27 protein-coding genes and 1 pseudogene are annotated in these 26,816 nt (G+C 68.2%); 20 read left to right on the forward strand and 8 right to left on the reverse strand.

The features are described from left to right. From KBO27_RS16695 to KBO27_RS16720, 6 genes are read right to left on the reverse strand one after another with little or no spacing between them, the layout of a single operon-like run. Positions 1 to 1,389 (reverse strand): CaiB/BaiF CoA transferase family protein, encoded by a 1,389-nt coding sequence (locus KBO27_RS16695; protein ID WP_210970912.1) that lies wholly within the window; start codon positions 1,387 to 1,389, stop codon positions 1 to 3. Further along, on the reverse strand, positions 1,386 to 2,408 hold the full coding sequence (locus KBO27_RS16700; protein ID WP_210970913.1) for an ABC transporter ATP-binding protein: 1,023 nt from the start codon (positions 2,406 to 2,408) through the stop codon (positions 1,386 to 1,388). The genes KBO27_RS16695 and KBO27_RS16700 overlap by 4 nt, the downstream gene beginning before the upstream one ends. Then, positions 2,405 to 3,451, reverse strand: coding sequence for an ABC transporter ATP-binding protein (locus tag KBO27_RS16705; RefSeq protein WP_210970914.1), 1,047 nt, complete (start codon positions 3,449 to 3,451; stop codon positions 2,405 to 2,407). The genes KBO27_RS16700 and KBO27_RS16705 overlap by 4 nt, the downstream gene beginning before the upstream one ends. Before the next feature lie 2 nt (positions 3,452 to 3,453). Beyond that, the gene (locus KBO27_RS16710) at positions 3,454 to 4,353 is read right to left on the reverse strand and encodes an ABC transporter permease (RefSeq protein WP_210970915.1); all 900 of its coding nucleotides are present in this window, start codon (positions 4,351 to 4,353) and stop codon (positions 3,454 to 3,456) included. A gap of 22 nt (positions 4,354 to 4,375) precedes the next feature. Further along, positions 4,376 to 5,320: an ABC transporter permease gene (locus tag KBO27_RS16715; RefSeq protein ID WP_210970916.1), complete on the reverse strand. Its 945-nt coding sequence runs from the start codon at positions 5,318 to 5,320 to the stop codon at positions 4,376 to 4,378. A 22-nt stretch (positions 5,321 to 5,342) separates the two neighbouring features. After that, positions 5,343 to 5,657 (reverse strand): hypothetical protein, encoded by a 315-nt coding sequence (locus KBO27_RS16720; RefSeq protein WP_210970917.1) that lies wholly within the window; start codon positions 5,655 to 5,657, stop codon positions 5,343 to 5,345. 301 nt (positions 5,658 to 5,958) lie between these two features. On the opposite strand from KBO27_RS16720, the gene KBO27_RS16725 reads away from it, so the two are divergent. From KBO27_RS16725 to KBO27_RS33705, 3 genes and pseudogenes are all read left to right on the forward strand, one after another. Further along, positions 5,959 to 7,107 carry a glutathione-independent formaldehyde dehydrogenase gene (locus KBO27_RS16725; RefSeq protein ID WP_210970918.1) on the forward strand — a complete coding sequence of 383 codons (1,149 nt, stop codon included), beginning with the start codon at positions 5,959 to 5,961 and terminating at the stop codon, positions 7,105 to 7,107. A 45-nt stretch (positions 7,108 to 7,152) separates the two neighbouring features. Further along, positions 7,153 to 7,455 (forward strand): putative quinol monooxygenase, encoded by a 303-nt coding sequence (locus KBO27_RS16730; protein WP_210970919.1) that lies wholly within the window; start codon positions 7,153 to 7,155, stop codon positions 7,453 to 7,455. A gap of 127 nt (positions 7,456 to 7,582) precedes the next feature. Further along, positions 7,583 to 8,783: pseudogene (locus tag KBO27_RS33705) on the forward strand (IS1380 family transposase); the annotation flags it as partial. 294 nt (positions 8,784 to 9,077) lie between these two features. Here the strand turns inward: KBO27_RS33705 and KBO27_RS16745 are convergent. Continuing rightward, positions 9,078 to 9,488, reverse strand: a complete 411-nt coding sequence (locus KBO27_RS16745) for a hypothetical protein (protein WP_210970921.1) — start codon at positions 9,486 to 9,488, stop codon at positions 9,078 to 9,080. Between KBO27_RS16745 and KBO27_RS16750 the strand changes: the two genes are divergently transcribed. From KBO27_RS16750 to KBO27_RS34805, 12 genes are all read left to right on the forward strand, one after another. After that, positions 9,487 to 9,810: a hypothetical protein gene (locus KBO27_RS16750; RefSeq protein ID WP_210970922.1), complete on the forward strand. Its 324-nt coding sequence runs from the start codon at positions 9,487 to 9,489 to the stop codon at positions 9,808 to 9,810. The genes KBO27_RS16745 and KBO27_RS16750 overlap by 2 nt on opposite strands. After that, complete coding sequence (locus KBO27_RS16755; protein ID WP_210970923.1) at positions 9,807 to 10,337, forward strand: hypothetical protein; 531 nt, start codon at positions 9,807 to 9,809, stop codon at positions 10,335 to 10,337. Before KBO27_RS16750 ends, KBO27_RS16755 begins: the two co-directional genes overlap by 4 nt. Before the next feature lie 9 nt (positions 10,338 to 10,346). Beyond that, positions 10,347 to 11,489, forward strand: coding sequence for a putative T7SS-secreted protein (locus KBO27_RS16760; RefSeq protein ID WP_210970924.1), 1,143 nt, complete (start codon positions 10,347 to 10,349; stop codon positions 11,487 to 11,489). 6 nt (positions 11,490 to 11,495) lie between these two features. Next, a complete protein-coding gene (locus KBO27_RS16765) occupies positions 11,496 to 11,942 on the forward strand; it encodes a hypothetical protein (RefSeq protein ID WP_210970925.1) in 447 nt (148 codons plus the stop codon). A gap of 1,008 nt (positions 11,943 to 12,950) precedes the next feature. Beyond that, on the forward strand, positions 12,951 to 13,754 hold the full coding sequence (locus KBO27_RS16770; RefSeq protein WP_307870449.1) for an IclR family transcriptional regulator: 804 nt from the start codon (positions 12,951 to 12,953) through the stop codon (positions 13,752 to 13,754). A 264-nt stretch (positions 13,755 to 14,018) separates the two neighbouring features. Further along, the gene (locus KBO27_RS16775) at positions 14,019 to 15,398 is read left to right on the forward strand and encodes an FAD-dependent oxidoreductase (RefSeq protein WP_307870459.1); all 1,380 of its coding nucleotides are present in this window, start codon (positions 14,019 to 14,021) and stop codon (positions 15,396 to 15,398) included. 28 nt (positions 15,399 to 15,426) lie between these two features. Further along, on the forward strand, positions 15,427 to 16,425 hold the full coding sequence (locus KBO27_RS16780) for a dihydroxyacetone kinase subunit DhaK (RefSeq protein WP_210970927.1): 999 nt from the start codon (positions 15,427 to 15,429) through the stop codon (positions 16,423 to 16,425). Further along, a complete protein-coding gene (locus KBO27_RS16785; RefSeq protein ID WP_210970928.1) occupies positions 16,422 to 17,087 on the forward strand; it encodes a DAK2 domain-containing protein in 666 nt (221 codons plus the stop codon). Before KBO27_RS16780 ends, KBO27_RS16785 begins: the two co-directional genes overlap by 4 nt. Then, entirely contained in the window at positions 17,080 to 18,351 is a 1,272-nt protein-coding gene (locus KBO27_RS16790) for an MFS transporter (RefSeq protein WP_210970929.1), read from the forward strand. Before KBO27_RS16785 ends, KBO27_RS16790 begins: the two co-directional genes overlap by 8 nt. A 480-nt stretch (positions 18,352 to 18,831) precedes the next feature. Next, on the forward strand, positions 18,832 to 19,041 hold the full coding sequence (locus KBO27_RS33710) for a sodium:solute symporter family transporter (protein ID WP_210970930.1): 210 nt from the start codon (positions 18,832 to 18,834) through the stop codon (positions 19,039 to 19,041). 144 nt (positions 19,042 to 19,185) lie between these two features. Next, the gene (locus KBO27_RS33715; protein WP_246537437.1) at positions 19,186 to 19,914 is read left to right on the forward strand and encodes a hypothetical protein; all 729 of its coding nucleotides are present in this window, start codon (positions 19,186 to 19,188) and stop codon (positions 19,912 to 19,914) included. Further along, on the forward strand, positions 19,833 to 20,069 hold the full coding sequence (locus KBO27_RS34805; protein WP_372448853.1) for an IclR family transcriptional regulator domain-containing protein: 237 nt from the start codon (positions 19,833 to 19,835) through the stop codon (positions 20,067 to 20,069). Before KBO27_RS33715 ends, KBO27_RS34805 begins: the two co-directional genes overlap by 82 nt. 19 nt (positions 20,070 to 20,088) lie before the next feature. On the opposite strand, the gene KBO27_RS16805 is transcribed toward KBO27_RS34805, so the two are convergent. Next, a complete protein-coding gene (locus KBO27_RS16805; protein WP_307870451.1) occupies positions 20,089 to 20,982 on the reverse strand; it encodes a LysR family transcriptional regulator in 894 nt (297 codons plus the stop codon). Positions 20,983 to 21,105: 123 nt separating this feature from the next. Here KBO27_RS16805 and KBO27_RS16810 point away from each other — a divergent pair, with 123 nt between their 5' ends. The 5 genes from KBO27_RS16810 to KBO27_RS16830 are packed head-to-tail and all read left to right on the forward strand — an operon-like array spanning position 21,106 to position 26,650. Beyond that, positions 21,106 to 22,032 carry a dihydrodipicolinate synthase family protein gene (locus KBO27_RS16810; protein WP_210970933.1) on the forward strand — a complete coding sequence of 309 codons (927 nt, stop codon included), beginning with the start codon at positions 21,106 to 21,108 and terminating at the stop codon, positions 22,030 to 22,032. Further along, the gene (locus tag KBO27_RS16815) at positions 22,025 to 23,761 is read left to right on the forward strand and encodes an oxidoreductase (RefSeq protein ID WP_210970934.1); all 1,737 of its coding nucleotides are present in this window, start codon (positions 22,025 to 22,027) and stop codon (positions 23,759 to 23,761) included. Before KBO27_RS16810 ends, KBO27_RS16815 begins: the two co-directional genes overlap by 8 nt. Positions 23,762 to 23,790: 29 nt before the next feature. Then, entirely contained in the window at positions 23,791 to 25,107 is a 1,317-nt protein-coding gene (locus KBO27_RS16820; RefSeq protein WP_307870452.1) for an MFS transporter, read from the forward strand. Continuing rightward, complete coding sequence (locus tag KBO27_RS16825) at positions 25,104 to 25,877, forward strand: SDR family oxidoreductase (RefSeq protein WP_210971004.1); 774 nt, start codon at positions 25,104 to 25,106, stop codon at positions 25,875 to 25,877. The genes KBO27_RS16820 and KBO27_RS16825 overlap by 4 nt, the downstream gene beginning before the upstream one ends. Then, the gene (locus tag KBO27_RS16830; protein WP_210970936.1) at positions 25,874 to 26,650 is read left to right on the forward strand and encodes an SDR family NAD(P)-dependent oxidoreductase; all 777 of its coding nucleotides are present in this window, start codon (positions 25,874 to 25,876) and stop codon (positions 26,648 to 26,650) included. Before KBO27_RS16825 ends, KBO27_RS16830 begins: the two co-directional genes overlap by 4 nt. The last annotated feature ends 166 nt before the right edge of the window (positions 26,651 to 26,816 follow it).

Below are 26,816 nucleotides of genomic sequence, written 5' to 3' on the forward strand. Positions count from 1 at the left end.
TCACGTCCTCCTGGCGGGCTCGGACGGGGCGGTCCTGGCAACAACCGCGCCACCGTCGATCAGTGCGCCTACGGCCGCGGCGTCGAAACCCAGCTCGGCGAGCAGTTCGGTGGTGTGGCTGGCGAACGGCGGTGATGCGGCTCGGGTGACGACCGGGGTCTCGCTCATTCGAAACGTTGCGCCGAGCCCGCGGTAGCGGCCGATCGTCTCGTGCTCGTAGTCGGCGACGAGACCCTCTGCCTCCACGTGCGGGTCGAAGAGCATCTCGTCGAGGTGGCGAACCTCGGCGACAGGCACATCCCGCGCAAGCAGGTCCGCCACCCAGTCGGCGCTGGTCCGGGTGGCGATCAACACGGCGAGCTGCGTCCGGAACGCCTCGGCGTCGGTTTCGAGGAGCTCCTCGTCGAGCCCGGCGGCCGTGGCGAGGCGGCGGCGGGTTTGCGGGCTGCCCGCCCCGATCGCGATCACCCCGTCCGCGGTGCGGAACGTGCGGTAGTGCGCGGTGTGCAGGGGCGGGTCGGGGCGCATCGCGCGCCGGACGCCCTCGATCTCGGCGCGCTTCGCCCCGTCCCTGCGCAGCCGCGGCAGGTGCTCCGCGACGAACTCGTGGCGCCAGTCGTCCGCGCCGTGGACGTGGGCCAGCGAGTTGTTCTGCAGCGCCAACGCCCCGCCGAGCAGCGATGCCTCGACCTGCTGGCCTTTGCCGGTGCGTTCGCGGGCGAACAGCGCCGAGGCGATACCGCCGAAGAGCAGCATCGCAGTGGCGTAGTCAGCAGCCTGCACCTCGCTGTGGTGCGGCAGGCCGTCCTCCTCCGCGCCCAACGAGCGCATCAGCCCGGACCGTGCCTGCACGACCACGTCCATGCCGGGCAGCCCGGCTTCCGGTCCGGTGTGGCCGAACGCGCTGACGGCTCCGTACACGGCACGCGGGTTGCGCGCCGCGACGCTGTCGTAGTCGAGACCACGGCGGCGGACCGCCGCGGGGCTGAGGTTGACCAGCACGACGTCGGCCATCTCGATGAGCCGGTGCACGACGTCCGGCGCCTGGGGATGGGCCAGGTCGATGCCGATGCTCTGCTTGCCCCGGTTCTTGATGAGGAACTGCCGCGTCTCTCCCGATGCGAGCGGAGCAGTCCCGGAGCGGTAAGCGTCGCCCTTCGGCGGTTCCACCTTGATCACCCGCGCGCCGGCATCGGCCAGCAGCTGCGCGCAGAACGGCACGACGACGAACTGTCCGAACTCCACCACGGCTATGCCGTCGAACGGCCCTGGCTGTTCCGCCTCTCCGGGGTTTTCGGTGGTGGTCGCGCGGCGTTTCGTCGTTTCCCGTCCCTGGTGTGCGTCGCGGTCCCCCGAGGTGCGGTCGGGGAGGCCTGGGGTCGTTGTCATGACGGCACTTTCGTCGCCGAAAGCGGCTGGCCGGCGAGCCTGGGGCCACTGGTCTGAAGATGGCAGGCGGCCTCGCCTCCGCCCTCGATCGGCGTCATGGCCGGCCTCTCGCGTGAGCAGATGTCCATCGCGTGGGCGCAGCGGGTGTGGAACGGGCACCCCGGCGGCGGCGCTGAGGGATCGGGGATGTCGCCGGAGAGGAAGATGCGCTTGGTGCCTCGCAATTTCGGGTCGGGCGCCGGAATCGCCGACAACAGCGCCTGCGTGTAGGGGTGGGCGGGCTGCTCGTAGATGCGCTCGACCGGCCCCGTCTCCACGATCCTGCCCAGGTACATCACCGCGACCCGGTGCGAGATGTGCCGGACCACCGCGAGGTCGTGCGCGATGAACAGGTAGGACAGCTCGAACCGCTCCCGCAGGTCCTCCAACAGGTTGATCACCTGGTTCTGGGTGGAAACGTCGAGCGCCGAGACAGCCTCGTCGCACACGATCAGCCGCGGGTTCAGCGCGAGCGCGCGGGCGATCGCCACCCGCTGGCGCTGCCCGCCGGAGAACTCGTACGGGTAGCGGTCCGCGTGGCTGGGACGCAGACCGACCAGGTCGAGCAGCTCCACCACCCGGTCTCGCCGCTGTTGCTTCGACATCGACTCGTGCACCCGCAGCGGCTCGGCGATGCTCGCCCCGACCGTGGTCGAGGGATCGAGCGACGAGTAGGGGTCCTGGAACACCATCTGCGACTGCCGCCGCAGTCGACGCAGCTGCGCTCCCCGAGAGTGGGTGAGGTCCTGGCCGTCGATCTGGACCGCGCCCGTCTCGAGCGCAACGAGCTTCAGCACCGCGCGACCGGTCGTCGACTTGCCCGACCCGGACTCGCCGACCAGCCCCAGGGTTTCGCCCCGCTCGATGTGCAGGGAGACGTCGTCGACGGCGGTGACGCTGCGCTTGCCACGGCCGACGCCGCGACGCGAGCCGGGGAACGTTACCCGCAGACCCTCGGCCTGCAGCATCGGGGTATTCATGATCGCGCTCCTCGCAGCTCGAGTTCGTCGGTGCGCACGCAGCGGCTCTTCCGGCCGTCCGCCACGGCGCGCAAAGCCACCTCGTCCGCGGTGCATTCCGGTTTCGTGTACTGGCAACGGGGGTGGAACCGGCAGCCCTGCGGCAAGTTCCACGGCTCCGGTGTCCTCCCCGGGATCGAGGCGAGCCGCTTCTCCCGGGCGCCGAGCTGCGGCATCGCGGACAGCAGATCCTCGGTGTAGGGCATGTGCGGCCGCTCGAAGAGCGGGCCGGCGGCCGCGCTCTCGACCACCTGGCCCGCGTACATCACCACGACCCGGTCGCAGATCTCGGCGACGACGCCGAGATCGTGCGTCACGAGCAGGACGGCCATCCCGACCTGCTCCCGCAATGACAGCAGCAGCTCGAGGATCTGCGCCTGGATCGTCACGTCCAGTGCCGTCGTGGGCTCGTCCGCGATGAGCATCTTCGGTTCGCACGCGAGCGCCATCGCGATCATCGCGCGCTGCCGCATCCCACCGGAGAACTCGTGCGGGTAGGCGTGCACCCGCTGCGCAGCGTTCGGGATTCCGACCATGTCCAGCATCTCGGCCGCGCGGGCGGTGGCGGCCTTGCGTCCGGCGCCACGGTGGTGGCGCACCGTCTCCGCGATCTGGTCGCCGACCGTGAACGCGGGGTTGAGGCTGGTCATCGGCTCCTGGAAGATCATCGAGATCTCGTTGCCCCGGATGGAGCGCAGCTCCCGCTCGGGCAGCTCGGTGAGCTCGCGACCTGCGAAGCGGATGGACCCGCCGGAACGCCTGCCCGGCGGGTTAGGCACCAGGCCGAGCACCGACAGCCCGGTCACGGTCTTGCCGGAACCCGATTCGCCGACGATGCCGACGATCTCGTGTTCGTCGACGCTGAACGTCACGCCCCGCACCACGTTGGCCCAGCCGTGCTCGGTCGCGAAGTCGACGCAGAGCCCGTCGACGTGCAGCAGTGGCGTGGCAGGTGGGTCTGCTGCCTGCGGTTCGACGGCGGCCGGGTTCGGGGAGTGGTTCATGATCAGTCCCCCTTCCTGGTCTCACGACCGAGAGAGTCCTGCAGCCCGTCGCCGATGAGGTTGAAGCACAGGGTCGCGATCGCGATCGCGAGCCCGGGCCACACGACGAGCAGCGGAGTGCTGCGGATCTCGACGAAGCCTCGGCCCAGCAGGTTGCCCCAGCTGGGCGTGGGCGGTACGACGCCTAGGCCGAGCAAGGAGAGTGCGGCCTCGGCGAGCAGCGCTGCCGCGAGCATCAGCGAGATCTGCACCAGCAGCGGCGAGAGGATGTTGGGCAGTACGCGCCGGGTGATGATGCTGTGCACGGGCGTGCCGATGCTCACCGACGCCTCGACGTAGGTCTCCGCCCGCACGGCCAGCGTGGCGCTGCGCACCACCCGGAACAGGCGCGGCGAGTAGACGATGCCCAGCGCGATCATCGCGTTGATCAGCCCCGGCCCGGTGGCCGCGATGATCGCGATCGCCAGGATGATCGCGGGGAAGGTCATGAGCACGTCGGCGGCCCGCCCCAAGAGCCAGTCGATCCAGCCACCGCTGTAGCCGGCGAGCAACCCGAACGGCACTCCGATGGCCGCCGCGACGACCACCGCCAGCAAGGCGGCGAACAGGGAGATCCGGCCGGCGAGCAGCAGGCGGCTGAAGGTGTCGCGGCCCAGCCCGTCCGTGCCGAGCCAGTGCTCGGGCGTCGAGCCGGACAACCTGTTGAGCACGTCGATCGCGTCGGGCTCGTACGGGGCGAGCAGCGGCGCCGCCGCCGAGGCGACGGCCAGTACGACCAGCACGATGAGCGCGGTGAAGGCGAGTCGGTTGGTGCGGAACCTGCGCGCGAAGCGCCGCCAGCCGGGGGCGGTCACCAACGGGGACTCCGCGGACGAAATACCGCTGTTCGTGGTCGTTTTCATCGGATGTCCATTCGGCGGATAGTCAAGACTGCCGGATCCTCGGGTTGAAGTAGCCGTACGAGACGTCGACCAGGATGTTGATCAGCAGCACCATCACGGCCGCCACGAGCACGACGCCTTGCACGACCGGGAAGTCACGGCTGAACACGCCCTGGTAGGCGAGCTGGCCGATGCCGGGGAAGGCGAACAGCTGCTCGATCACGACGGTGCCGCCGATGAGCCGATTCGCCTCGATGCCGAAGACCGTCACCACAGGTAGCGCGGCGTTCTTCAGCGCATGCTTCCCGACCACCCGGACCGGGCTCAGCCCCTTGGCCGTGGCGGTGCGGACGTAGTCCTCGCTCATCACCGTCGACAGCGATGCCCTGGTCTGCCGGGCGATCACCGCGGCCGGGGCCAGTGCCAGCGCCGTGGCCGGGAGAATCAGGTGCTGCAACCAGGCGAGGGGATCCTCGGCGAGCGGGACGTACCCGACCGCCGGGAGCAGCGGGTTCTGCAGCGCGAACAGCAGAACCAGGATCATCCCGACCCAGAAGTACGGGACCGCGACACCGACGCTGGCCCCCACGGTCGCTAACCGGTCGAGCCAGGTTCCGGGGCGCAGCCCGGCGATCGAACCGACGACAACGCCGAGGACGATCGCCAGGCCCAGCGCCAGGAAGGCGAGCGACAACGTGGCGGGCAGCCGGGAGAGGATCGCCGTCCACACCGTCTGGCTGGTGAACAGCGACGTGCCGAGATCACCGTGCAGCACCGAGCTCAACCAGTTCCAGTACTGCACCAGGAACGGATCGTTGAGCCCCAGCCGCTCTCGCACCGCCTCGACCTGGGCGGGGTCGGGATTCTGACCGGCCAGCGCCACGGCGGGGTCCCCCGGCACGAGCACGATGAGACCGAACACCAGGAAACTGACCACCAGCAGCAGCGGAATGCTCACCAGCAGCCGCCGTACGAGTAATCCGAGCACGAACTCCTCCAGACGATCCGTATTACCGCTGGGGCTCGATCCCTGCGCCCCGGAACTGGCGCGAGGCGTCGGCGTAGATCTCCACGCCCCGGACCTTGCCGTTCATCGCGAACGGCGTGGTCAGATGGCACAGCGTCACGTTCGGGTAGGCCTCCTCGGCCACGGCATCGAACAGCCGGGAGTACGCCGGTTGCCGCTCCTGAGCCGTAGCGCCCTGCAGCGCCTCGAGCAGAACCACGCGGCGCTGGAGATCCGGTTGTCGGCGGACGATCTCGCCGAGCTCGACGCGCAGTTCCCAGCCCCGAACCGGGCCACACCGCTGGAAATCCTCTGACACGACGCGCCCGCGTCCGTGCCTACCGCGCGGACGGCACCGGTTCCTGATCATGATCTTGGCTTCGTGTGTAGCCGGATTCATCCGAGTTCGGCCTCTGCGGTGGCGACGCGTGGCGGTGAGGCCATCGGCCCGTTCCTGATGGTCACGTGGCGATCCAGATCGGGCCCGAACGTTTCCTCCTTCCGGTGTCAGGGGACTCCCAGAACAGCCGTTTGTCCCGATGGAGCGGGTCAGGGCTCACGGCCACAGCAACGCCGGGACGGTGCACGTCCGTTTCGGATGCTTACCACGGAGGGAAATCATGAAAGGGCTTGTCTACGAAGGTCCGCGTCAGGTGGCGGTCAAGGAAGTACCCGACGCGAAGATCGAACGCCCCACCGACGTGCTCGTTCGCGTCACCTCGACTAACATATGCGGTTCGGATCTGCACATGTACGAAGGCCGCACCGACCTGGAAGCCGGCCGCGTCCTCGGCCACGAGAACCTCGGTCAGGTCGCCGAGGTCGGCAGTGGCGTCGAGCGCATCAAGGTCGGCGACCGGGTGTGCCTGCCGTTCAACATCGGCTGCGGGTTCTGCCGCAACTGCGAGGACGGTCTGACCGCGTTCTGCCTGACCGTTCATCCGGATCCGAACATGGCCGGTGCCGCCTTCGGCTTCGCCGGCATGGGCCCGTTCGACGGTGGCCAGGCGGAGTACCTGCGAGTCCCGTTCGGGGACTTCAACTGCCTGCGCCTGCCAGAGGACGCCCAGGAGAAGGAGGACGACTACGTCATGGTCGCCGACATCTTCCCCACCGGCTGGCACGCCACCCGACTGGCCGGGCTGCGCCCAGGGGAGTCGTGCGTCGTCTACGGCGCCGGACCGGTCGGGCTCATGGCCGCTTACTCCGCGATGATCCAGGGCGCCAAGAAGGTCATGATCGTCGACCGCCATCCGGACCGGCTGCGGCTGGCCGAGCAGGTCGGGGTCATCCCGGTCGATGATTCGAAGGGCGATCCCGTCCAGCAGATCTTGGACCAGACCAACGGCAAGGGCGCCGACCGCGGCTGCGAATGCGTCGGCTACCAGGCTCACGATCCGCAAGGCATCGAGCACTCCAACATGACCATGAACAACCTGGTGGGCTCCGTGCGCTTCACCGGCGGCATCGGCGTCGTCGGCATCTTCCTGCCAGCCGACGCCGGTTCCCAGGATGAATTGCAGCGCAATGGCCAGATCGCCTTCGACATGGGCAACTTCTGGTTCAAGGGTCAGAAGGTCGGCACGGGCCAGGCCAATGTCAAGCACTACAACCGCTATCTGCGCGACCTCATCCACGAAGGCCGCGCGAAGCCGTCCTGGATCGTCTCGCACGACCTGCCCCTGCAACGCGCGGAAGAGGCCTACGACCAGTTCGACAAGCGCGAAGACGGCTGGACCAAGGTCGTCCTCAAACCGGCCATGGCTTAGAACGCCTTCGGCCTGTCCTATCCGCCAGTGAAAGAGGTGTGACCAATGGTCAACGTTGGGTTGCTCGTGACGGTGGAAGCCAAGCCGGGTAAGGAAGCCGAGGTGGAGAAGTTCCTGCGGGACGCGCTGCCGTTGGCAGAAGGCGAACCCGCGACCGTGGCGTGGTTCGCGATCAGGCTGAGCGAATCGACGTTCGGCATCTTCGATGCCTTTCCCGACGATGCCGGCCGGAAGACCCATCTGTCCGGCCCGATCGGTCAGGCGCTCTCCGAGCGAGCCGACGAACTGTTCGCCAAACCACCGTCGATCGAGCAACTCGACGTACTCGCGAACAAGCTACCGGGTTAGCCTGACGCTTTCACGTGGTTTGAGGTGACACGTGGCTTGATATGGGCGGGAGTGCCTGTCCTGTAAGGGAAACTGGTGTTTGCGACGACAACAGTTGACCTGAGCAGGAAGGCGCCCCGCGAGAGGCGTTCTGTTGGCGCAGAGAGCCCGGGCGTGCGGCCTGGAGCGGGTGCTGTTGACGGCGTTGGGGCCATGGCGACCGCCGAGTGCGGTGCATGATCCGGCCAAGATCGTGGCCGATCTGGCGATCGCGGTCGCGCTGGGCGCGGACCGCGCGGCCGACATCGCCGTGGTGCGCGCTCAGCCCGAGGCCTTCGGGGTGGTGGCCTCGAATCCGACCGTGTCGCGGCTGATCGACAGACTGGCCGACGATGCCGATCGGGCGCTGGGTGCGATCCGCGGTACCCGCGCCGCCGCACGGGCGCGGGTGTGGGGCCAGGCGGGTACTCCGCGGCAGGCGGGGCTGGTGGTGCTGGATCTGGACGCCACCCAGGTCACCGCCCATTCGGAGAAGGAATGGGCAGCCAAGACCTGGAAGAAGGGCTTCGGGTTTCACCACCTGCTGGCCTATGTGGACCATGGTGATGGCGGCACCGGGGAGCCGGTCGCCGGTTTGCTGCGGCGGGGTAACGCGGGCTCGAATACCACCGCTGATCACATCACCGTGCTTGACGCGCTTACGCGATTACCTGAATCCGACAGAACCATCGACGAGCACGGCAGGCGGGCGATCCTGGTGCGCACAGACGCCGCCGGAGCGCCCCACGGCTTCGCCGCGCGCATCCACGAACTGGGCATGCAGTTCTCCCTCGGCGCCTATCTGCACTAGATCGACATCCCTGCCATGCTGCCGTTGGTACCGAAACACGCCTGGACCCCGCCTACAACGCCGACGGCAAACCCCGCGACGGGGCCTGGGTCACCGAGATCACCGGCATGGTCGACCTGCCAGCGTGGCCCGAGGGCACCCGGCTGATCCTGCGCAAGGAACGCCCCCGTCCCGGCGCCCAGCTGCGTTTCACCGACACCGACGGTCTACGCATCACCGGGTTCCTCACCAACACTGCGGTCGGGCAACTCCCTGACCTCGAATTGCGACACCGCCGCCATGCCCGCGCCGAGGACCGCATCCGGGCCGCCAAAGACACCGGGCTCCGCAACCTGCCCTTCCACAACGCGCCCAAAACCAGATCTGGCTGGAAATCTGCGCGCTGGCGGCCGATCTCATCGCCGGGACCCAACGCGTCGCTTGCACCTGCTGGGCCCAAGTCTCCGGGCCCAAACGACTTCGCCTGCGTCTGTTCACCGTCGCCGGCCGGCGCGTCCGCACCGGTTGAGGCCCAGGGACGCCAGAGGGGATTCGACGTTGATCGTCGGGATACGAAGGGAAACCGGATCCGAGGGCGCCATCACCGGCGCCGGGTCCGTGTCCTCGCGTTGGATGTTAGTCGCCGGTGCAGCGACTCCGGCGGTGCTCGTAGCCGGGGTCGCTGGTGGGGCGGACTCGACGGTCAGCCCTGCGGTGATCGTGGCCAGTCCGCCCACGCCCAAGACCGTGGCGAGCGCTGAGGCCATAAGGCACCGGCGCCCACCGCGGCCAACTGATCTGGTCACGCGAGGGCTCATTGCTGCTGAGGAGTTGTTTCCTCGTCACCGGCCGACCGCTGGTGAGCCGCGTAGGCCGCGGCACCGGCACCAGCGGCCAACAGTCCGGCCCCGGCACCGATCACCGCCCCGTTGGAGCCCTCGTCGGCTGTGCCGCCACCGCCGGTGTCCGCGCCACCAGCGGAGTTGAGTTCACCGTTGACACCGCTGGGGAAGAACCCGCCCTTGGTGGCAGCGCCGGGGGTGAGGTAGACGATGTTGAGGACCTCACCGGGTGTGCGGCCGAACGCGATGCCGTTGCCATTAGCCGGGACGATGTTGGCCTTGCCGTCGACCTCGATGTCTTCGTCCTTGCCGTTGTCCAACTGTCCCCGGGCCGCGGAGATCTTGTTCGCGCCCTCGATCAGAGCCAGGGTCTCCTGCCCCATGGCATACAGCGTGGTGCGGATGTTGGCCGCGTGGTACGCTTCCACGCTCGCGCTGATCGGTGAACGCGCCACCATGACAATCACACGGTTGCGCCGGGTAGTCCTTGCCACTGCGCTCTTCGACGCCTATGCCGCACGCGATGCGTTGCAGAACCAGGCAGTGTACGCCCACCTCACCAGCGACGAAAAACACGAACTCACCGGCGTACTCGCAGCATCAGGGATCGGACGACGGGCCCTTACTGCAAGTCAAAACGACGCCCTCATCTCTACGGTCTCCCGTGCCGAAAAGCAGGTGCGGACGCTACTTGAACGACGATGAAGGGTCCCGGCCACCGACGTGTCGCCGAGCTGGGTCCTGAAGATCGCAACGCTCAACGTCAAGGGCGAGACATCTGCCTGCTCTATTCGTGCGACGTGTGGTCAACACCGCCGTACTGGCTGAAGGCCAGAGCTATGGTCCTGCGCGGTCTTGTTGAAGATCATGAGGCTTGGGTCGTGTGGTGTATGGGGGCGTGGCTGTTGGATGGGGCGGGGTTTCACGTTGATGTCGAGGTCTTGGAGACCGCGGCGAGGGCGATGGGGGAGATCGCGGCTGATCAGAACGCATCTGAGCTCGCGGAGCTGTGTGACGGCGATGCGCAGGCGATCGGCAGCGACGTGATGTGTGAGGCGTTGGTGTCGTTCTGCGAAACGATGAGCCAGAGCATCGACTATCTGGTCGACAAAGCCGAGGAGACCGGTGAAGGCCTGTCCGAGGCCGCCCGGACCTACCGGGAGGCCGATCACGCCGCGATGCAACAGCTCGGTGGCGATCCGGCTGCTGCCGTGATGGACGAGCAGTTTTAGGGCGCGTGGATGGTTGACCGTCAGGAACTGGGTGAAACCGAGCGTGGCGAGGAACTCGTGCCCGGCAAGGTGGTGGCCCTGTACCGGTATGCGCAGGTCCTGCGGGATCGCGCGACCGATGTGATCGCCGACGCCGAAGCCCTCAAACGCATCGACACCGGTGCGTGGACAGGCCCTGCGTATGAGGCCTATGCCGAAGACAACGCGAACCAGTGGCCGCGATGGCTCAAACTCGGCGACGCGATGGCCTACGGCGCCCAGGCCGTTGAGAGCTACGCGAACTGCCTGGGCTGGGCCCAGATGCAAGCCAACCAAGCCGTCGAGCTCTACCGTCGCGGCCAGCAGCTATCGCAGCAGGCGCAGCAATCCCACGACAAGGCGGTGGCGGCCTACAACTCCGGTGGCGGGGAGTCGGGTGCGTTGCCGCCGGTGTTTCAGGACCCGGGGGAGGAGTACCGGCAGGCGGCCCGTGAGCTGCTTGAGCGTGCCCGCCGACAGCTGGAGGCGGTAGCCGGGGAGTCGGCGAAGGCCCTCAACGAGATGGCTGAGGCGGTGCCGACGGAGGACGAGGAGTCTACCGCCGAGACCCTCGCGCACGCTGCCACCGACGCCGCCGGCTTCATCCCGGTCATCGGCGATGCCGTCGACCTCGCTCACGCCGGGGTCTATGCCCTGCAAGGGAGAGGCACGGAAGCGGCACTGACCGCGGCGGCTGCGGTCCCGTTCGCCGGCTGGGCTGCTGGGGGCACCAAGCTCGGCAAGGCGGGCACGAAGATCGGCGAAGCCCTCGGGATCGGGGAGAAGGCCCGGTTCGGCTGGTCCGACCGGATCGGTCGAGACGCGTACCGGGCGAACTTCTTCGACGCCAACCCCGACCTCAAGGGCAAGGTGTGGGTTCACCACGCCGTCGAGCAGCAGGCGATGAAGAAGCAGTACCCGGAGCTGGACATCTCCCCGAATGAGATGCATTCCCTTGATAACCTCCGGGGGATCCCGAAAGAGATCAACGGTGATGTGCACCTGCGCAAGATCCGGTCGGAGTGGGACGAGTTCTACATCGACAACCCGAACCCGAGTAAGCAAGACCTGTTGGACAAGGCGACCGAGATTGATAACAGGTTCGGTCACCAGTTCAACCCACCCGTACGGTAGGTGATCATGTTCTATCGGTTGCGGCCCGACGTTCCGGGCGCCCTGGCGGACGAAACCGTCCTGGACACCTCGGTCCGCCCGCCCCGTGTGGAGGGGGCCCTCTACTACGAGATCGACAACTGGTTCGGCGACGACCTGATCACCGCCCACCCGTGCTTCCTCGTGACCGAGAAGATGGCCGCCGCCCTGGCCGGTTCCGGACTCGGATCCTTCGAGATTCGCGGAGCCGAGATCACCTACGGCGAAGACGCCCACGAACGCCTCGAACGCCACGGCCTGACCGAGTTCCCCGAGTTCCGCTGGCTTTTCGTCACCGGAACAGCAGGCCAAGACGACCTGGGGCTCACTCCACGAGGGCGCCTGGTCGTCTCAGATGCTGCTCTCGAGATCTTCCGCCAGGGCAACCTCGACGGATGCGAGATCGAAGAATACGACGCCGACACCCACCAGTGATCCCCACTTCGCCGACCACGCGGATCAGGTGGCCACATTCGCACTCACTTCTTGTCGGCTCGGTAGCTGCGGAGCACAGCACCCAAGCCGCGACGCTCAGCACTACGCACCTCAAGAAAGCTATGGACCTCGATTGGGTCGTGGTGCCCGCATGTGACGCCTCCCGCGAGGAAGGCCTGCGTGCAGGCCGAGAGGTCCCCACGTGACAGTGATCCTTGCTTGCCGCCGCACAGGAACCCCTACTCAGCGAGTTATCCATCTCTGGGAAGCAGGCCAACCCGGGCCAAGGGTGGTCGCGTTGTGCGGGAACGAATCCACGCCTGCTCAGCTCGAACAGTGCGGGATGGTCGGCGTGCCGTGTGAAGTCTGCCTTCTGCGCACCGGCCACCTCCACTCCGCGCACGCAGGCGGACATGAGTGAGCAACCGCCCGCGATGGGCGCCGCGATCGCCGACCTCGAACGTGCCCTCGAGGGCCGCCCGGCCGCATTCCGCTCCGCAGACCCAGCGGCCAGGCCCGGCGCGCGGGCAGGTCATCGACCCCACCCCGGGCACCGAGCTGGCGAGAACATAGCCCGCGCCGGCGGAGTGGATCGAGGAGGCCGGGTCATCGTCACTGCGAACTGGGACTGGCGGGCTCTGCCGAGCAGCCGGTTGGTGCCCTTGTCCGTCCGCGGGTCAGGCTGGAACCAGCGTCGGTCGCCAGGCGCCGGTCCCTGCAGGGCTGAAGGTCACTGACCTGCCGTGATTGATGCCGAAAGTCCCGGGCGCCCATACCGCCGGGCACGGCAGGCTGTCGGGTGCTGGGGATTGAAGGCGCGCGCCGCCGCCCACCATCAGGCGAACAGCACGAGCAGTCATCGACCGCCTGTGGAGGGCTCATCGGCGTGGCACGCGGGTTCCACGCCTGCCCGGCAGCGCATCGCGAAGGGTGCACTTGCGGCGAGCAGGACCACGGCGGCGTTGACCCGCTGACCCGCAGGCCGGTCTGACCCTCTACGTTAGAGGAGTGGTAGGAGGCGAGCGCGAGGAAACCCGGGGTAAGAACCAGCGGAACAAGCCCGCGGCGGACATGGCCGGCAAGGCGTTGACCTTGCTTAGCCTGCTTGGCGATTATCCTCACGGGGAGCAGCTGGCCCGGTTGTCGCGCGCGACCGGCTACCCGTTGACCACCACCCACAGACTCCTTCTCTCCCTGATCCGGCACGGCTACGTCGAGTACGATGAGGTCAGTCGCCGCTACTCGCTCGGGTTGCGAGTGTTCGAACTCGGACAGCGGGTTTCGCGCGCGCGGGGTTTCGCCGGCGTCGCGCTACCGGTCATGGAGAAGATCACCCGCGAAACGTCCGAGCAGACGCTGATGTCCGTGCTCGACGGGCACGAGCAGGTGTTCATCCACTCGGTGCTCGGCTCACAACGCATGCAGATCACCGGCCAGCCAGGCGCCCGTGGCCCCCTGCACTGCACGGCGATGGGTAAAGTCCTCGTCGCTTTCCAGTCGGACGTCGAGCGTGAGCGACTGCTTACGGAACTTTCGTTGCCGAGATTGACCCCTCGAACGATCGTCGATCGCCCGGAGTTCAGAGCAGAGATCGACCGCGTGCGTGCCAAGGGCTACGGCACGACCGACGAAGAACACGAGACCGGCATCCTGGCTACCGCGGTCCCGATCTTCCGGCCGAACGGCGACATCACCGCCGCGTTGGCGCTCGTGGCTCCGGCATACCGGAGCTCTCTCGATGACCTCATCCGCTTCGTGCCGGTGCTCCAGGACGCGGCCCGCGAGCTGACCGCGCTGCTCCCTGCACACTAACTACCCCGCCTGACACGCTCTTTCGTCGGCGCATCACCGTCGGGCCCGGCCGCGACGACGTCGAGTTCACCTGAATCGACCGCGCCCCGTGACGGGCTGATGCGGTCGGCCGCACCCCCACCTTCGGTTGACTCGCGTCACACCTAATCCCTACGATACGGAAGTTACTTCCGCGATGCGGTGGTTCTGGGACTGCCGCTGTTGGGTTGACGATCTACGCGACGGGAGACATCCGTGTCGGATTACCAGGACTATGACGTGATCGTGTTGGGCGGCGGAACCGCTGGGTCGATGGCGGCAATCGCTGCGGCGCGCACCGGGGCGCGCACGCTGGTCGTCGAGAAATACGGCTATCTGGGCGGACTGATGTCATTGGGCATGCACATGCTCGGCTCGCTCGACGGGGACGGGTACTGGGCGTTGGGCGGCTACGGCCGTGAGCTTCTGCTGGATCTGGTCGATTCGGGTTACGCGACCCGTCCGGACGTCGACTCGCTCTTCGGCGCGCTGAACGCGCAGGATCCTGAGGCGCTCAAGCTGCACGTCCTGAGGATGGCCGCCGATGCCGGGGTGGAGTTCCTGTTCCACTCCGTGCTGGTGGGCGCCACAGCCACCGACGGTCAGGTCAGCTCGATCTCGGTCGCCAACAAGGCCGGGATCGAGGAGTTGCGGGCCCGCACGTTCGTGGACTGCTCCGGTGACGCGGACCTCGTCGCTCGGGTCGGTGGCGAGTTCACCGCCGGTCGCGACGGCGACGGCCTGATGCAGCCGGTCAGCAACATCTTCAAGGTCAGCGGCGTCGACCTCGCCGCCACGTGGGACTACCTGGAAGCCCACCCGCAGGACCGCACCGCGCCGCAGGGATGGTCCGGCGAGGCGTACTCCATGGACTACATCCGCAACACCCCCGGCGTTCACTTTCTGGCCTTCCACCAGCTCATCAAGGCGGCGAAGAGCGCGGGCGACTTCTCAATCCCACGGCACAGTCTCGGCATCTACACCTTCCCCGACCGGGACGACGTGGGGATCAACCTCACCCGCGTGCACGGCATCGACGGCACCAACCCCCGAGACGTGTCGCGGGGTGAAGTGCTAACCCAGTTGCAGACACTCGAGAGCATCGACTTCCTGCGGAAGTACGTGCCAGGCTTCGAGACCTGCTACCTGGTGTCGGCCCCACACCAACTCGGCGTCCGGGAGACCCGCCACATCGTCGGGTCGTACACGCTGACGAGGCAGGACGTGATGGATGGTCGGGACTTCGACGACCAGGTGGGTCGCGGCGCCTACCCCCTCGACATCCACGATGTCGCACCCGGCGAGCGCGTCCTGGGACAGCAGGTCGAGGGCGGCGGGATCACGCTGTGGAAACTCGCCCACTCCTACGGGATCCCACTGCGCGCCCTCATCCCGAACGGACTGCGGAACGTGACCGTCGGGGGCCGTTGCATCAGCGCCGACCACGAAGCGGCCGGATCCGTTCGCGGGCAGGCGGTCTGCATGGTCACCGGGCACGCCGCGGGGACGATCGCGGCCATCGGGGCCAAGGAGGACTCGCCGGTCGGCGAGCTCGCCCCCGACGCGGTGCGCCAGGTCCTCCGCGAACAGTCGGCGGTCCTCGAGCGCACGGACCGGGCCGTCTGACCACGTTCCCGACGAGCCGGAGGAACTCATGCAGAAACTGATCAACGATCCGGAGCGTTTCGTCGACGAGATGCTCGACGGCCTGCTCTTGGCCCATCCCGACCTGCTCAAGGCCTCGCCCGCCGACCGTCGAGTGCTGGTCCGGGCGGACTTACCGACACCGGGACGGGTCGGCATCGTCACCGGCGGGGGCTCCGGGCACCTTCCGGTGTTCCTCGGCTACGTCGGGACGGGACTCTGCACCGCCGCGGCCGTCGGCAACGTCTTCTCCTCGCCGTCCTCCGCCCAGTTCCTCGAAGCCACCCGCGCCGCCAACGGCGGCGCGGGTGTCCTCTACCTCTACGGAAACTACGGCGGAGACGTCCTCAACGTCGACCTCGCCGCGGACGCGGCCGAGGACGAGGGGATTCCCACTCGCTCGGTCGTGGTCAGCGACGACGTCGCCGCCGCGCCGCCCGAGCGTGCGGACGACCGACGAGGTGTTGCCGGCCTCTTCTTCGCCTACAAGTGTGCGGGCGCCGCCGCCGAACGTGGCGACTCCCTGGACGAGGTGGCCAAAATCGCCGGAACGGCGGCCGAGGCCACCCGATCAATGGGGGTTGGGCTCTCCGCCGCGATCCTGCCGACGGTTGGACGGCCTACGTTCGAGCTGCAATCCGGCGAGATGGAGATTGGGATCGGGATCCATGGCGAACCGGGTGTGCACCGGGGTCCGCTCGAGCCGGCCGATGCCGTGACCGAACGTCTCGTCGGGGCTATCGCCGAGGACCTCCAGCTCGGCACGGGCGACCGGGTGGCGGTGCTGGTGAACGGCCTCGGGGCGACCCCTCGAGAAGAGCTCTACATCGTCTACCGGCACACCCGTCATATCCTCGACGGGCTCGGTGTAACGGTCGAACACCCCTACATCGGGGAGTACGCGACCAGCCTGGAGATGGCCGGCGCCTCCGTATCGATCATGCGGCTGGACGCCGACCTCGCCGAGCTGCTCGACGCGCCTGCCCGATCGCCGTTCTTCCAGCGATGAACACAACAGAGCTGGTGTCGCTTCTGGACGGCACGTTCGAACGCCTGTCCAAGTACAAAGAGGAACTGTGCGAGCTCGAGTCGGCAACCGGCGACGGTGATCTCGGGATCACCATCGCCGCCGGTGCACGAGCCGCACGAGCGGGCTTGGCCGGACTGGACGAGCGGGCGACACCGGCCGAGCTCCTCCGAACAGTCGGCGACGCGTTCGCCAACGCCAACCCGTCCACCATGGGCGCCTTGCTCGGTGGCGCCCTGCGAGCGGCCGCCCGGACACTCGACGGCGAGTGGTCAATGGGACGTGCGCAAGCCCTGCTCCTCGCGCGAACCGCCGCCGAAAGCATCGCCACTAAGGGCAAGTGCGCCGTCGGCGACAAGACGATTCTCGACGCACTCGTACCGAGCGTGGACGCGTTGCGGGACGCGGGCGACGATCCGGCGACAGCACTAACCGAGATGGTGCGCGCGGCCCGAGACGCAATTGAAAGAACAACATCAGCAGTACCGCGTAAGGGACGCGCGGCCTGGGTCGGACAGCGCGGCGTCGGGCATCCCGACCCCGGCGCCACCGCCTACCTCAGGTTGCTCGAATCCATGGCGGAGGAATGGCGTCGTGCCGCCGCCCCGCCCGGAGCGCACCGGAAAGGAGATTCCGATGACTAGGCTGGTTCCACCGCTCCTACGACGCCTTGACAGGCGCAACTGGCACGCATTCGCCGGCACCTGGATCGGTTGGACCCTCGACGGGTTCGACTTCCTGGTGATCGCGTTCGTGCTCAGCAGCATCGCCGATGAGTTCGACATCTCGTTGGCCTCCGCGACGACGCTGGTGTCGGCGGCGTTCGTGAGCCGGTGGCTCGGTGCGGCGGTGCTGGGCAGCGTCGCCGACCGCATCGGCCGCAAGAAGACCATGATTATCGGAATCGTGATCTACTCAGTGGCCACCATGATGTGTGGGTTCGCATGGGACTACTGGTCCCTGCTCGTATTCCGCCTGATCGTCGGCTTCGGCATGGCGGGCGAGTACGGCGCCGGCAGCGCGCTACTCATGGAGTCCTGGCCAGAACGCGATCGCCGAAAAGCCAGCGGGCTACTGATGTCCGGATGGGCAATGGCCGGAATCGTTGCCTCTCTTGCCTACGTCCTGATCGTTCCCGCCTTCGGATGGCGCGCCATCTTCTTCATCGGCATCATCCCCGCCGCGTCCGCCGTATATGTCCGACTCAAGGTCGACGAGAGCAGCGAATGGTTGCAACAAAAGGAACAAGGACGGACGAAGCGCATCTCCGTCTTCGAGATATTCCGCACCCGCTGGCTCGCCCCCTTCGTCCTCCTCACCATCGTCGAAGCCGGGATCTTTCTCAGCAATTACCCTGTACTGTCCCTCATGCCGACCTTCCTGAAATCCCAGGGATACACCCCGGAGCTGGTCAGCGCGCTGATGCTCGTCGGCAGCTTCGGCTATTTCGTCGGCTGCTGCGGATCTGGCTTCCTGGCCGACAAGATCGGCTACCGCTGGGCCTTCCCAACCATGATGCTCACTTCCGTGGTCTTCATCCTGCCGGTCTTCTTCACCACCACCTCCACGGTCGCCCTCGGCGGCCTGATCTGGCTGGTCGAGGTGACAAATCTCGGCGCGGCAGGCCTCGTCGTCGGGTACGTAACGTCGTACTTCGCCCCCGAGGTTCGCGCAGCTGCGCTCGGTATGACTCATAACGTAGGATCGCTCGGCGGCGCGATCGCACCGGTCATCAGCACCGTGCTGGCCACATCAATCGGACTCGGCCCTGCGATTGCGGTGGTGATGCTCGGCTCGGCGCTGCTCGTGACACTGGTCACTGGGCTGAACCTCCCTGATCGCGCCCTCGCCTGGGCGGAGCAACGAAGCGACCGGGACGACACCCTCGCAAGGGAGGCGATTTCCTGACCCACAAACGGCGGGTGCCGGCTGCTTGGCTAGCCGGTACCGCTCCCCTGGGCGATCGGCCGTGTACGGCCACCGCGGGCGGCGCCCGGGGTGGCCGTACAGGTCGGTGAGGAACTCGATCAGCGAGTCGGTGTTGTAGCTGCCGTGTTCGGCCTGGAACACCAACACGGCCTGGCTACGATCAGGCCGGTAGGCCCGGCCGGCCGACATCGACATGCGGATCCAGCCGAACCGGTGCCGCAGCACCGGGGTCCGGCCGCGGAGGCCAGGTACCCGTGACCGCCGGGATCACGGAGAATCCGCTTTCGTCTTGGAAGCCGATCCAGCCCCTCGGCGCTGGGCTCGGTGCCGGCACCACCGCGGCCATCGCGATGAGTGGGATCGGCATCGCGCTGGGGGACATCCGCGCCAAGGCGGCGGGCTGGCCGCTGCACCGGCTGCTCGGCGGTGCAGCGCGCGCGATACCCGCCTACGCGGGCGGTGCCGCGCTCGGCTACGAACCGCTCGTCGCGCTCACCGACGAAGTGCGCCAACCTGTCGAGCCTGCTCAACCTCGACCGCTCGCTCGCAATCGTGCTGGTCGGCGCACTCGCCACGGCCTACGTCAGCGTCGGCGGCATGCGCTCGGTGGTCTACACGAACGTCCTGCACGCACCGGTGAAGAGATCGGCATCATCGTGCTCGCCGTAGTGGCGGTCAACCGCGTCGGCGGCATGGGTGGGCTCACCAGCTCGCTGCCGCCGGACATGTTCTCGCTCGACGGCGTCGGTGTTTCGCAGATCCTTGCCTGGCTGAATCGCAGGAGTCGGCGCCACCTTCGCGACGCGGTACGTCGTGCAGGCCATCACCACCGTCGGAGACAGCACGAAGGCCCAGCGCGCGGGCTTCTACTCGGCGCTCATCCTCATCCCGTACGGCATCCTCGCCGCGCTGATCGGCGTGTGCGCGGCCGCGCTCTTCCCCGGCATCAAGAGTATCCAGGCCATGCCTGCGCTCATCGTGGAGCTCGACCCGCTGCCGATCGTGCTCGCCCTCTACGCCTCCGACGTGCTCGCGGTGGCCTTCCTCGCCAAGGCTCTGCGCGCAGCACTCGCGGTGCTGGTGCTGCTGATGTTCTACGCTCCGCGAGCTTGCGGGGCGCCGCGGACGCCGACCCCAGCGGCGGCCACGGTGGTCGGCTGCGGCTTCTCGCTGAGGCCGATAGGGCGAATTCGCCACCTATCATCTCCCGCGAAGCACCACGGCATACCGCTGGGGCTGACGCCCTCGCCGTCGGTCTTCATCGCGGCCGCGGCACGGTCGACCCGGTCGTATCCGCCTGGCACCCACCACATTTGTCGTCTGACCGGCCCACGTCACCTCGCGGGACAAGGTGCTCGTTGGCGAGATGCCGAGTCGTCGCGGAAACTGTGGATCTCCGAGCACAGCTTCACCAGGTTCACGTCCCAGAGCCGCACCAGTCGGCGACGTTCGCCCGCGACCTGGCGGCCTATCGGCGTGACGGCTTCGCCGTCGGCGCGCGAGAGTTCCATGATGGCGTCCATGGGTTCGCCGCCGGGGTAACCGACCGGGCCGGTGCCGGGGTGGCGGCGCTCTCCCTCACCAGTCTGGGCACCAGGCTCTCCCGCGGCGCGCGGAGAGAGATCGGTACCGTGGTGCGTGCTGCGGCGCCCGAGGTCTCTCGCAATCTGACGACGGGGCGTGCTCGGCATCGGTGACGACACATAATCTTGGTCGCTAGGTGTTGTCGTGATTTTGCCGATGCCGCATGCGCTCGGCACTGGCGACGAAGTCCGCGACCAGCGGATGCGTGGCCAGCCGCGGCCAAGCCAGCGTGATCGGCACCCGCGGCGAGTCCGCGACGAGCCGGTAGCGGATCTGCGGGTGGGTGTAGAGCCGTCCGGTGGAGGCCGGTGTCAGTCCGACGCCCCGCCCCGCCGCGATCGCCTCCATCCACTCGTCGACGTTGCGGACCCGCACGACGGTGTCCGGCCGCCGGGTCGATTCCCACAGCTCGAGCGTGGTCGTGCCCGAGACCACGTTGATCACGATCGTCTCGCCCGCGAGATCTGCCAGTACGACGTCCTCGTCGGATACCAGCGGGTGATCCGCTGGCAGCGCCACGACGCGGGGTTCGTCGGCCAGCACCAGCGTCCCGAACCGAGGGTCTCCGGGGTCGCCTGGCAGGAAGCCCACGTGGGTGCGGCCGTCGTCGAGCCCGGCCACGGTGTCGTCGTAACGCCGGATCTCCACCGTCACATCCGGATGGGCGCGTTCGAAGTCGCGCACGATCGGCGCCGTGTACTCGGCCGTGGAGCCCCAGGTGAACCCGACCCGCAAGGCGGGTGATCCGCCGGTCGCGGCGCCGACCGCCTCGTCGAGCACGGCCAGCACGCGATGCACGTGCGGCAGAAACTGCTGACCGGCCGCGGTGAGCTGCACTGTGCGGCGGTTTCGCAACAACAGGGCCGTGCCGACCAGACGCTCCAGCGACGCGACGGTGCGGCTCAGGGCGGGCTGGGTGATCTGCAGGTGCTGCGCGGCGCGGGTGAAATTGCGCTCCCGGGCCACGGCCACGAACGCGCGGAGATGCCTCATCTCCACTGCGTGCTCCGCCGGCATCTCACTCATGCGTCAGAAGCATAAGTGTTGCTGGATCGGCATTTCCACCCGCTCCGACCGCAGGCCTAGCGTCTTCTCATCGCTGATCCAACGAGGAGAGGCTGAGCTGGCAATGAGAGGACGTGACCGACGATGGTCTCCTTCCAAGGTGTGATCCCGGCGCATCTGCTCCCGTTCACCGAGGACCTGCAGATCGACGAGCCCAACCTCCGCCGCCACCTGCGCGCCCTGCTCGACGTCGAGGGCGTCGCGGGCATCACGACCAACGCGCACGCCTCGGAGGTGGCCACACTGACCGCCGACGAGCAGCGCCGCCAGCTCGACATCGTGGTGGACGAGGTCGCCGGACGGGTTCCGGTGATCTCCGGGGTCTACCAGGACGGCACGGCGAAGGCCGCGCGGATCGCCGCGGACGCCGAGGCGGCGGGTGCCGATGGCCTGCTGGTGTTCCCCAGCGTCGTTTTCGAAGGCGGCGCCCAGCTGCGCCCGGAGATGGCGGTGGGCCACTACGCCCCGATCGCCGACGCCACCTCCCTCCCGATGGTCGCGTTCGTCTATCCGGCGACGTCCGGGCTGCGGCTGGACACCGACGCACTGGTCAGGGTCTGTTCCGAGATCGACAACGTGGTCGCGGTTAAGGAGTGGTCGAACGACATCATCGCCTACGAGCGCAACTTGCGGGCTCTGCGGGCGCTGGACAAGCCGGTGTCGGTGCTGTCCAGCTTCAGCCGCTCGCTGCTCGCCTCGCTCGTGCTGGGCGCGGACGGGATCCTCTCCGGACACGGCAGCGTAGTCGTGGACCTGCAGGTAGAGCTGTTCCAAGCCGTGGAGAAGCAGGACCTGACCGAGGCACGTCGGGTCTGGGACCGCATCCAGCCCTTCGCCGAGGCCTGCTACGCCGACCCGTTCCTGGACGGGCACAACCGGATGAAGCTCGCGCTGGCGCAGCTGGGCCGGATCGACGCCGCGCACGTCAGGCCACCTCTGCAGCCGGTGTCCGACACCGAGCGGGCGACGCTGCGGGCCGCCGCCGAGCGAGCGGAGCTGCCACGTGGCTGAGGGTCCCGGCCTGTTCGATCCGATCGAGATAGGCAGCGTCCGGCTGCGCAATCGCACCCAGCTGCCCTCGATGACCACTCGCCTCGCCGACGATGCCGGGCACGTCACCGATGCGACGCTCGCCTATTACCGGGCCCGCGCCGAGGGCGGCGTCGGGCTGGTGACCGTCGAGATGGCTTCCCCCGAGATCGCCGGCAAGCACCGCTTCCGCGAGCTAGGCATCTACGACGAGAAGTTCCTGCCCGGCCTGCGGCGGCTGGTGGACACGCTGCACGAGGCAGGGGCGCGCGCGTCGATTCAGCTCGGGCACGGCGGCAGCCGCGCGCGCTCCGCGGTCTCCGGCACTACCCCCGTGGCGCCTTCGACCGTGCCCACCCCGGTCTTCGAGGTGGAGAGCGAGATCGCCATGCCGGACGCCATGTCGTCGGCCCGGCTTCGCGAGACGATGGATGCCTACGTAGCCGCCGCGGCCCGCGCGCAGCGGGCCGGATTCGACATGGTCGAGCTGCACGGTGCGCACGGCTACCTCATCTCGCAGTTCTTGTCCCCGCTGGAGAACACCCGCACCGACTCATACGGCGGATCGCTGGAGAACCGGGCGAGGTTCGGCATGGAGATCCTGCGCCGCATCAAATCCGAGATCCCAGGCCTGCCAGTGATCTTTCGGATCGGGGTGGAGGACTTCTTCCCTGGCGGGCTCACCGCCGATGAGGGCATGCAGGTCGGCCAGTGGGCCGAGCAGAACGGCGCCGACGCGGTCAGCGTAACCGCCGGGCACTACCGCTCGCTGCCGGCCGCCGAGCGGATGATCCCGCCGATGGCCTACCCCGCGGCGACGTTCGTGGAGTACGCGGCTCGAATGAAACAGCTCGTCGATGTTCCGGTGATCGGGGTCGGGCGGCTCGGTGATCCCGACCTCGCCGCCTGTGCCGTGGCCGAGGGCAAGCTCGACATCGTGGCACTGGGCCGGCCGCTGATCGCCGACCCGCACTGGGTGGCCAAGGCACAGGCCGGTGTCCCCGTCCGGCGCTGCCTTGCCTGCAACCACTGCATCACCAACATGCGCTCCGGCGCACAGCTTTCCTGCGTGGTGAACCCGGCGACCGGTCGCGAGGACGCCTATACCGGCACGAGCGCACCAACGGGCCACCGGATCGTGGTGCTCGGCGCTGGACCGGCCGGGCTGACCTACGCCTCGCTGGTCGCCGCGGACAACGACGTCACCGTGATCGACACGGCGGACCGCGCCGGCGGTGCGTTCCGGCTCACCGGGCGCGCGCCCCGATTCAACGACGTCACCGCCGCCGAACCGACGTTCGCCGCCTATGTTGACGAACTCGAACGAACCTGCCGGATCGGCGGCGTCCGGTTCCGCTACGGCTCCGAGGCCACACGCGACGACCTGCGGGGCGCCGATCTGGTCGTGGTGGCCACCGGCGCGGACTACAGGTTCGGGCTCGGCGCCGTGGTCCCCCGCCTGCTGCGCACCCGCGCCGCTCGCTCCCGGGTCGCTGCAAGGCTGTTCGCCTCGTCCAGGGTCCGCGACCGGCTCTACTACCGGCTGCGCACCGGACGCGGCACCGCACTGGCCAGCCGCCTCCCGCTCGACCCGGACACCAAGGTGCTCGTGCTTGGCGACGCCGCCAGGGCTGGCAAGGCCCACGAGGCGATCACCAGCGCGTTCGACGCAGCCCTAACGCCTAGCGCCCAACCCGCTCCCAACCCATGAGAGGCCCCAGTGCCATGACAAAGACGTCAGTGAGCGCAGTAGACACACCCCGGCGGCAGAGCAGCAAGGTCGCCTTCGCCAGCCTGATCGGAACCACCGTCGAGTGGTACGACTTCTACATCTACGGCACCGCCGCGGCGCTGGTATTCCCGAAGTTGTTCTTCCCCGCGTTCTCGCCGGGAGCGGGCCTGCTCGCGGCGCTGTCCACCTACGCGGTGGGTTTTGCAGCCCGCCCGCTCGGCGGCATCGTGTTCGGTCATTATGGCGACCGGGTCGGCCGCAAGAAGATGCTGGTGATCTCGCTGTTCGCGATGGGCCTCGCGACGGTGGGGATGGGTCTGGTCCCAGGCTTCGCCGAGATCGGCATCATGGCCCCGATCCTCATCGTGGCGCTCCGGTTCATCCAGGGCATCGCCGTCGGCGGCGAATGGGGTGGGGCGGTGCTGATGGCCGTCGAGCACGCACCGCCGGGCAAGGCCGGCTTGTACGGATCGTTGCCGCAGGTCGGCAGCCCGCTCGGGCTGGTGCTCTCCACCGCGGCCTTCTCCGCGGTGAGCGCGCTGCCCGACAAGGATTTCCTGTCCTGGGGCTGGCGGATCCCGTTCCTTGCCAGCGCGCTGCTGATCATCGTCGGGCTCATCGTGCGGCTGCGGCTGATGGAGTCCCCTGTGTTCGCACAGATGCAGTCGGCCGGAGCCACCGTGCGACTGCCCGTGCGCGACGCACTGACCAAACACCCGGGCAGCGTCTTCGGCGCCGCCGGCGCGTTCATCGTGATCAACACTGTGTTCTACCTTGTCACCGTGCTCGGCCTGTCCTGGGCTACCTCGCACCTCGGCATTGCGCGCGGCACGTTCCTAGCCGCTGTACTGGTCGCATCACTGATCATGTGCTGCACCGTGCCCCTGTTCGGCGCGCTGTCTGACCGGGTCGGCCGACGCCCGGTGTTCGCGACCGGGGCGATCCTGGTGGCGTTGTTCGCGTTCCCGCTGTTCTGGCTGATCGAGACGAAATCGACGCCGCTGCTGTTCCTCGGCATCATCGTGATCATGGGCATCGGGCACCCGCTGATGTATGGGCCGCAAGCGGTGCTGTACTCGGAGATGTTCCCGCCGGCGCTGCGCTACTCGGGCGCGTCGCTTGGCTACCAGATCGGCGGCATGCTCGGTGGACTCGTCCCGCTCGTGGCCAGCGCCCTGCTGATCACCTATGACCAGGCGTCATGGCCGATGGCCGCGCTGCTCGCCGCCATCGCCGTGATCAGCCTGCTGTCCCTGCTCACGATCCGCGCCCGCTACGCCGACCACACCCGCACCGACCACACCGCTGGGGAGGTCTCGTCGTGACCGCACTCGATCTCACCGGCCGCACCGCGGCCGTCACCGGCGCGGCCCGCGGCATCGGCCAGGCCATCGCGACGGCCCTGGCCGGGGCCGGAGCCCGGGTCGCCGTGATCGACAAGGACGCCGACGGCGCGCGGCTGATCGCCGAGAAGATCGGCGGCGTGCCGGTGTCGGCCGACCTCACTGAAGCGGCCGCCGTGGAGCGGGCGTTCGCCGAGGTCGTCGAGCAGCTCGGCGCCCCCGACGTATTCGTCAACAACGCCGGCATCCTGCGGGCCGGTGACCTGGTCACCTCCGAGATCGACGACTGGGAGGCCCAGTTCGCCGTCAACACCCGGGCGGCGTTCCTGTCCGTGCGGGCCGCCGCGGGACACATGCGGGCCCGCGGCGGGCCGGGCTCGATCGTCGTGGTCACCTCGAACTGCGCCCGGACCCCGCGGATGGACCTGGGCGCCTACTGCGCGTCCAAGGCGGCCACCGACATGATGGCCCGCTGCCTGGCCCTCGAGCTCGCCGGCGAGGGCATCCGGGTCAACACGCTGTGCCCTGGCTCCTGCGATACCGAACTGCAACGCGTCCAGTGGCGCAAACTCGGCGTCGGCCCAGAGCGCCAGATCCAAGGTGACCCCGCCAAGTACCGCACCGGCATCCCGATGGGTCGCCTCACCACACCGCAGGACGTCGCCGACCTGGCACTGGTACTCGCCTCGGACTCCACCCGGTTTGTCACCGGCCAGTCGTGGCACGTCGACGGAGGACAGACCCTGCCATGAATGACGCCACCACCAACGTCCTCGCGAACGACTTCGCCGGGCTGACCGCCGTCATTACCGGCGGGGCTTCCGGGATCGGCGCCGCCACGGCGGCCCTGTTCACCGCGCGCGGCGCCCGGGTCGCCGTACTCGACCTCGACCCGAGCGGCGTACCCGGCCCGCTGCTCGGGGTGCGCGCCGACGTCACCGACGGCGACTCCGTGACCGCCGCCGTCAACGAAGTCGTGGCGGCATTCGGTGGGATCAACATCCTGGTCAACAACGCCGGCGTCGGCGCGGCCGGCACGATAGAGGCCAACGACCTCGACGAGTGGCGGCGAGTACTCGACGTGAACCTGCTCGGGCTGGTACGCACCACCAGGGCCGCGCTGCCGGCCCTGCGCCGCGCGGGCTCGGCGGCAGTGGTCAACGTCTGCTCCATCGTGGCCACCGCCGGGCTGCCCGACCGGGCGCTGTACTCGGCGAGCAAGGGCGCCGTGCGGTCCCTGACCCGGGCCATGGCTGCGGACCACGTTAGCGAGGGGATCCGTGTCAACTGCGTATGCCCCGGCACAGTCGACACCCCGTGGATCGGTCGGTTACTCGATGCCGCCGACGACCCCGACGGCGAGCTCACGGCGTTGCGTGGCCGCCAACCGACCGGTGGCCTCGTCGGGATGGACGAGGTCGCCCGGTCCATCCTCCACCTCGCCGACCCACACCTGTACTCACTCACCGGCACCGACCTGGCCATCGACGGTGGGATGTCGGGCCTCCGCGTCCCGCGAAGATGAAAGACCGGCGCGGTTCCGTCGGCCCGGTTGGGGGCCGCCGGGATACGACCGGTACGGGCAATGGCTGTTGAGTAGTCCCTCGCGCGCAACGGACCGGCACTGCATACCGATCCGTTTCGGTGTGCATATTCGGGCAGCTCAAATTCTTGCTGTGGTGATAATGCGA

Source organism: Saccharopolyspora endophytica (genome assembly GCF_018070075.1).
GTDB lineage: Bacteria > Actinomycetota > Actinomycetes > Mycobacteriales > Pseudonocardiaceae > Saccharopolyspora > Saccharopolyspora endophytica.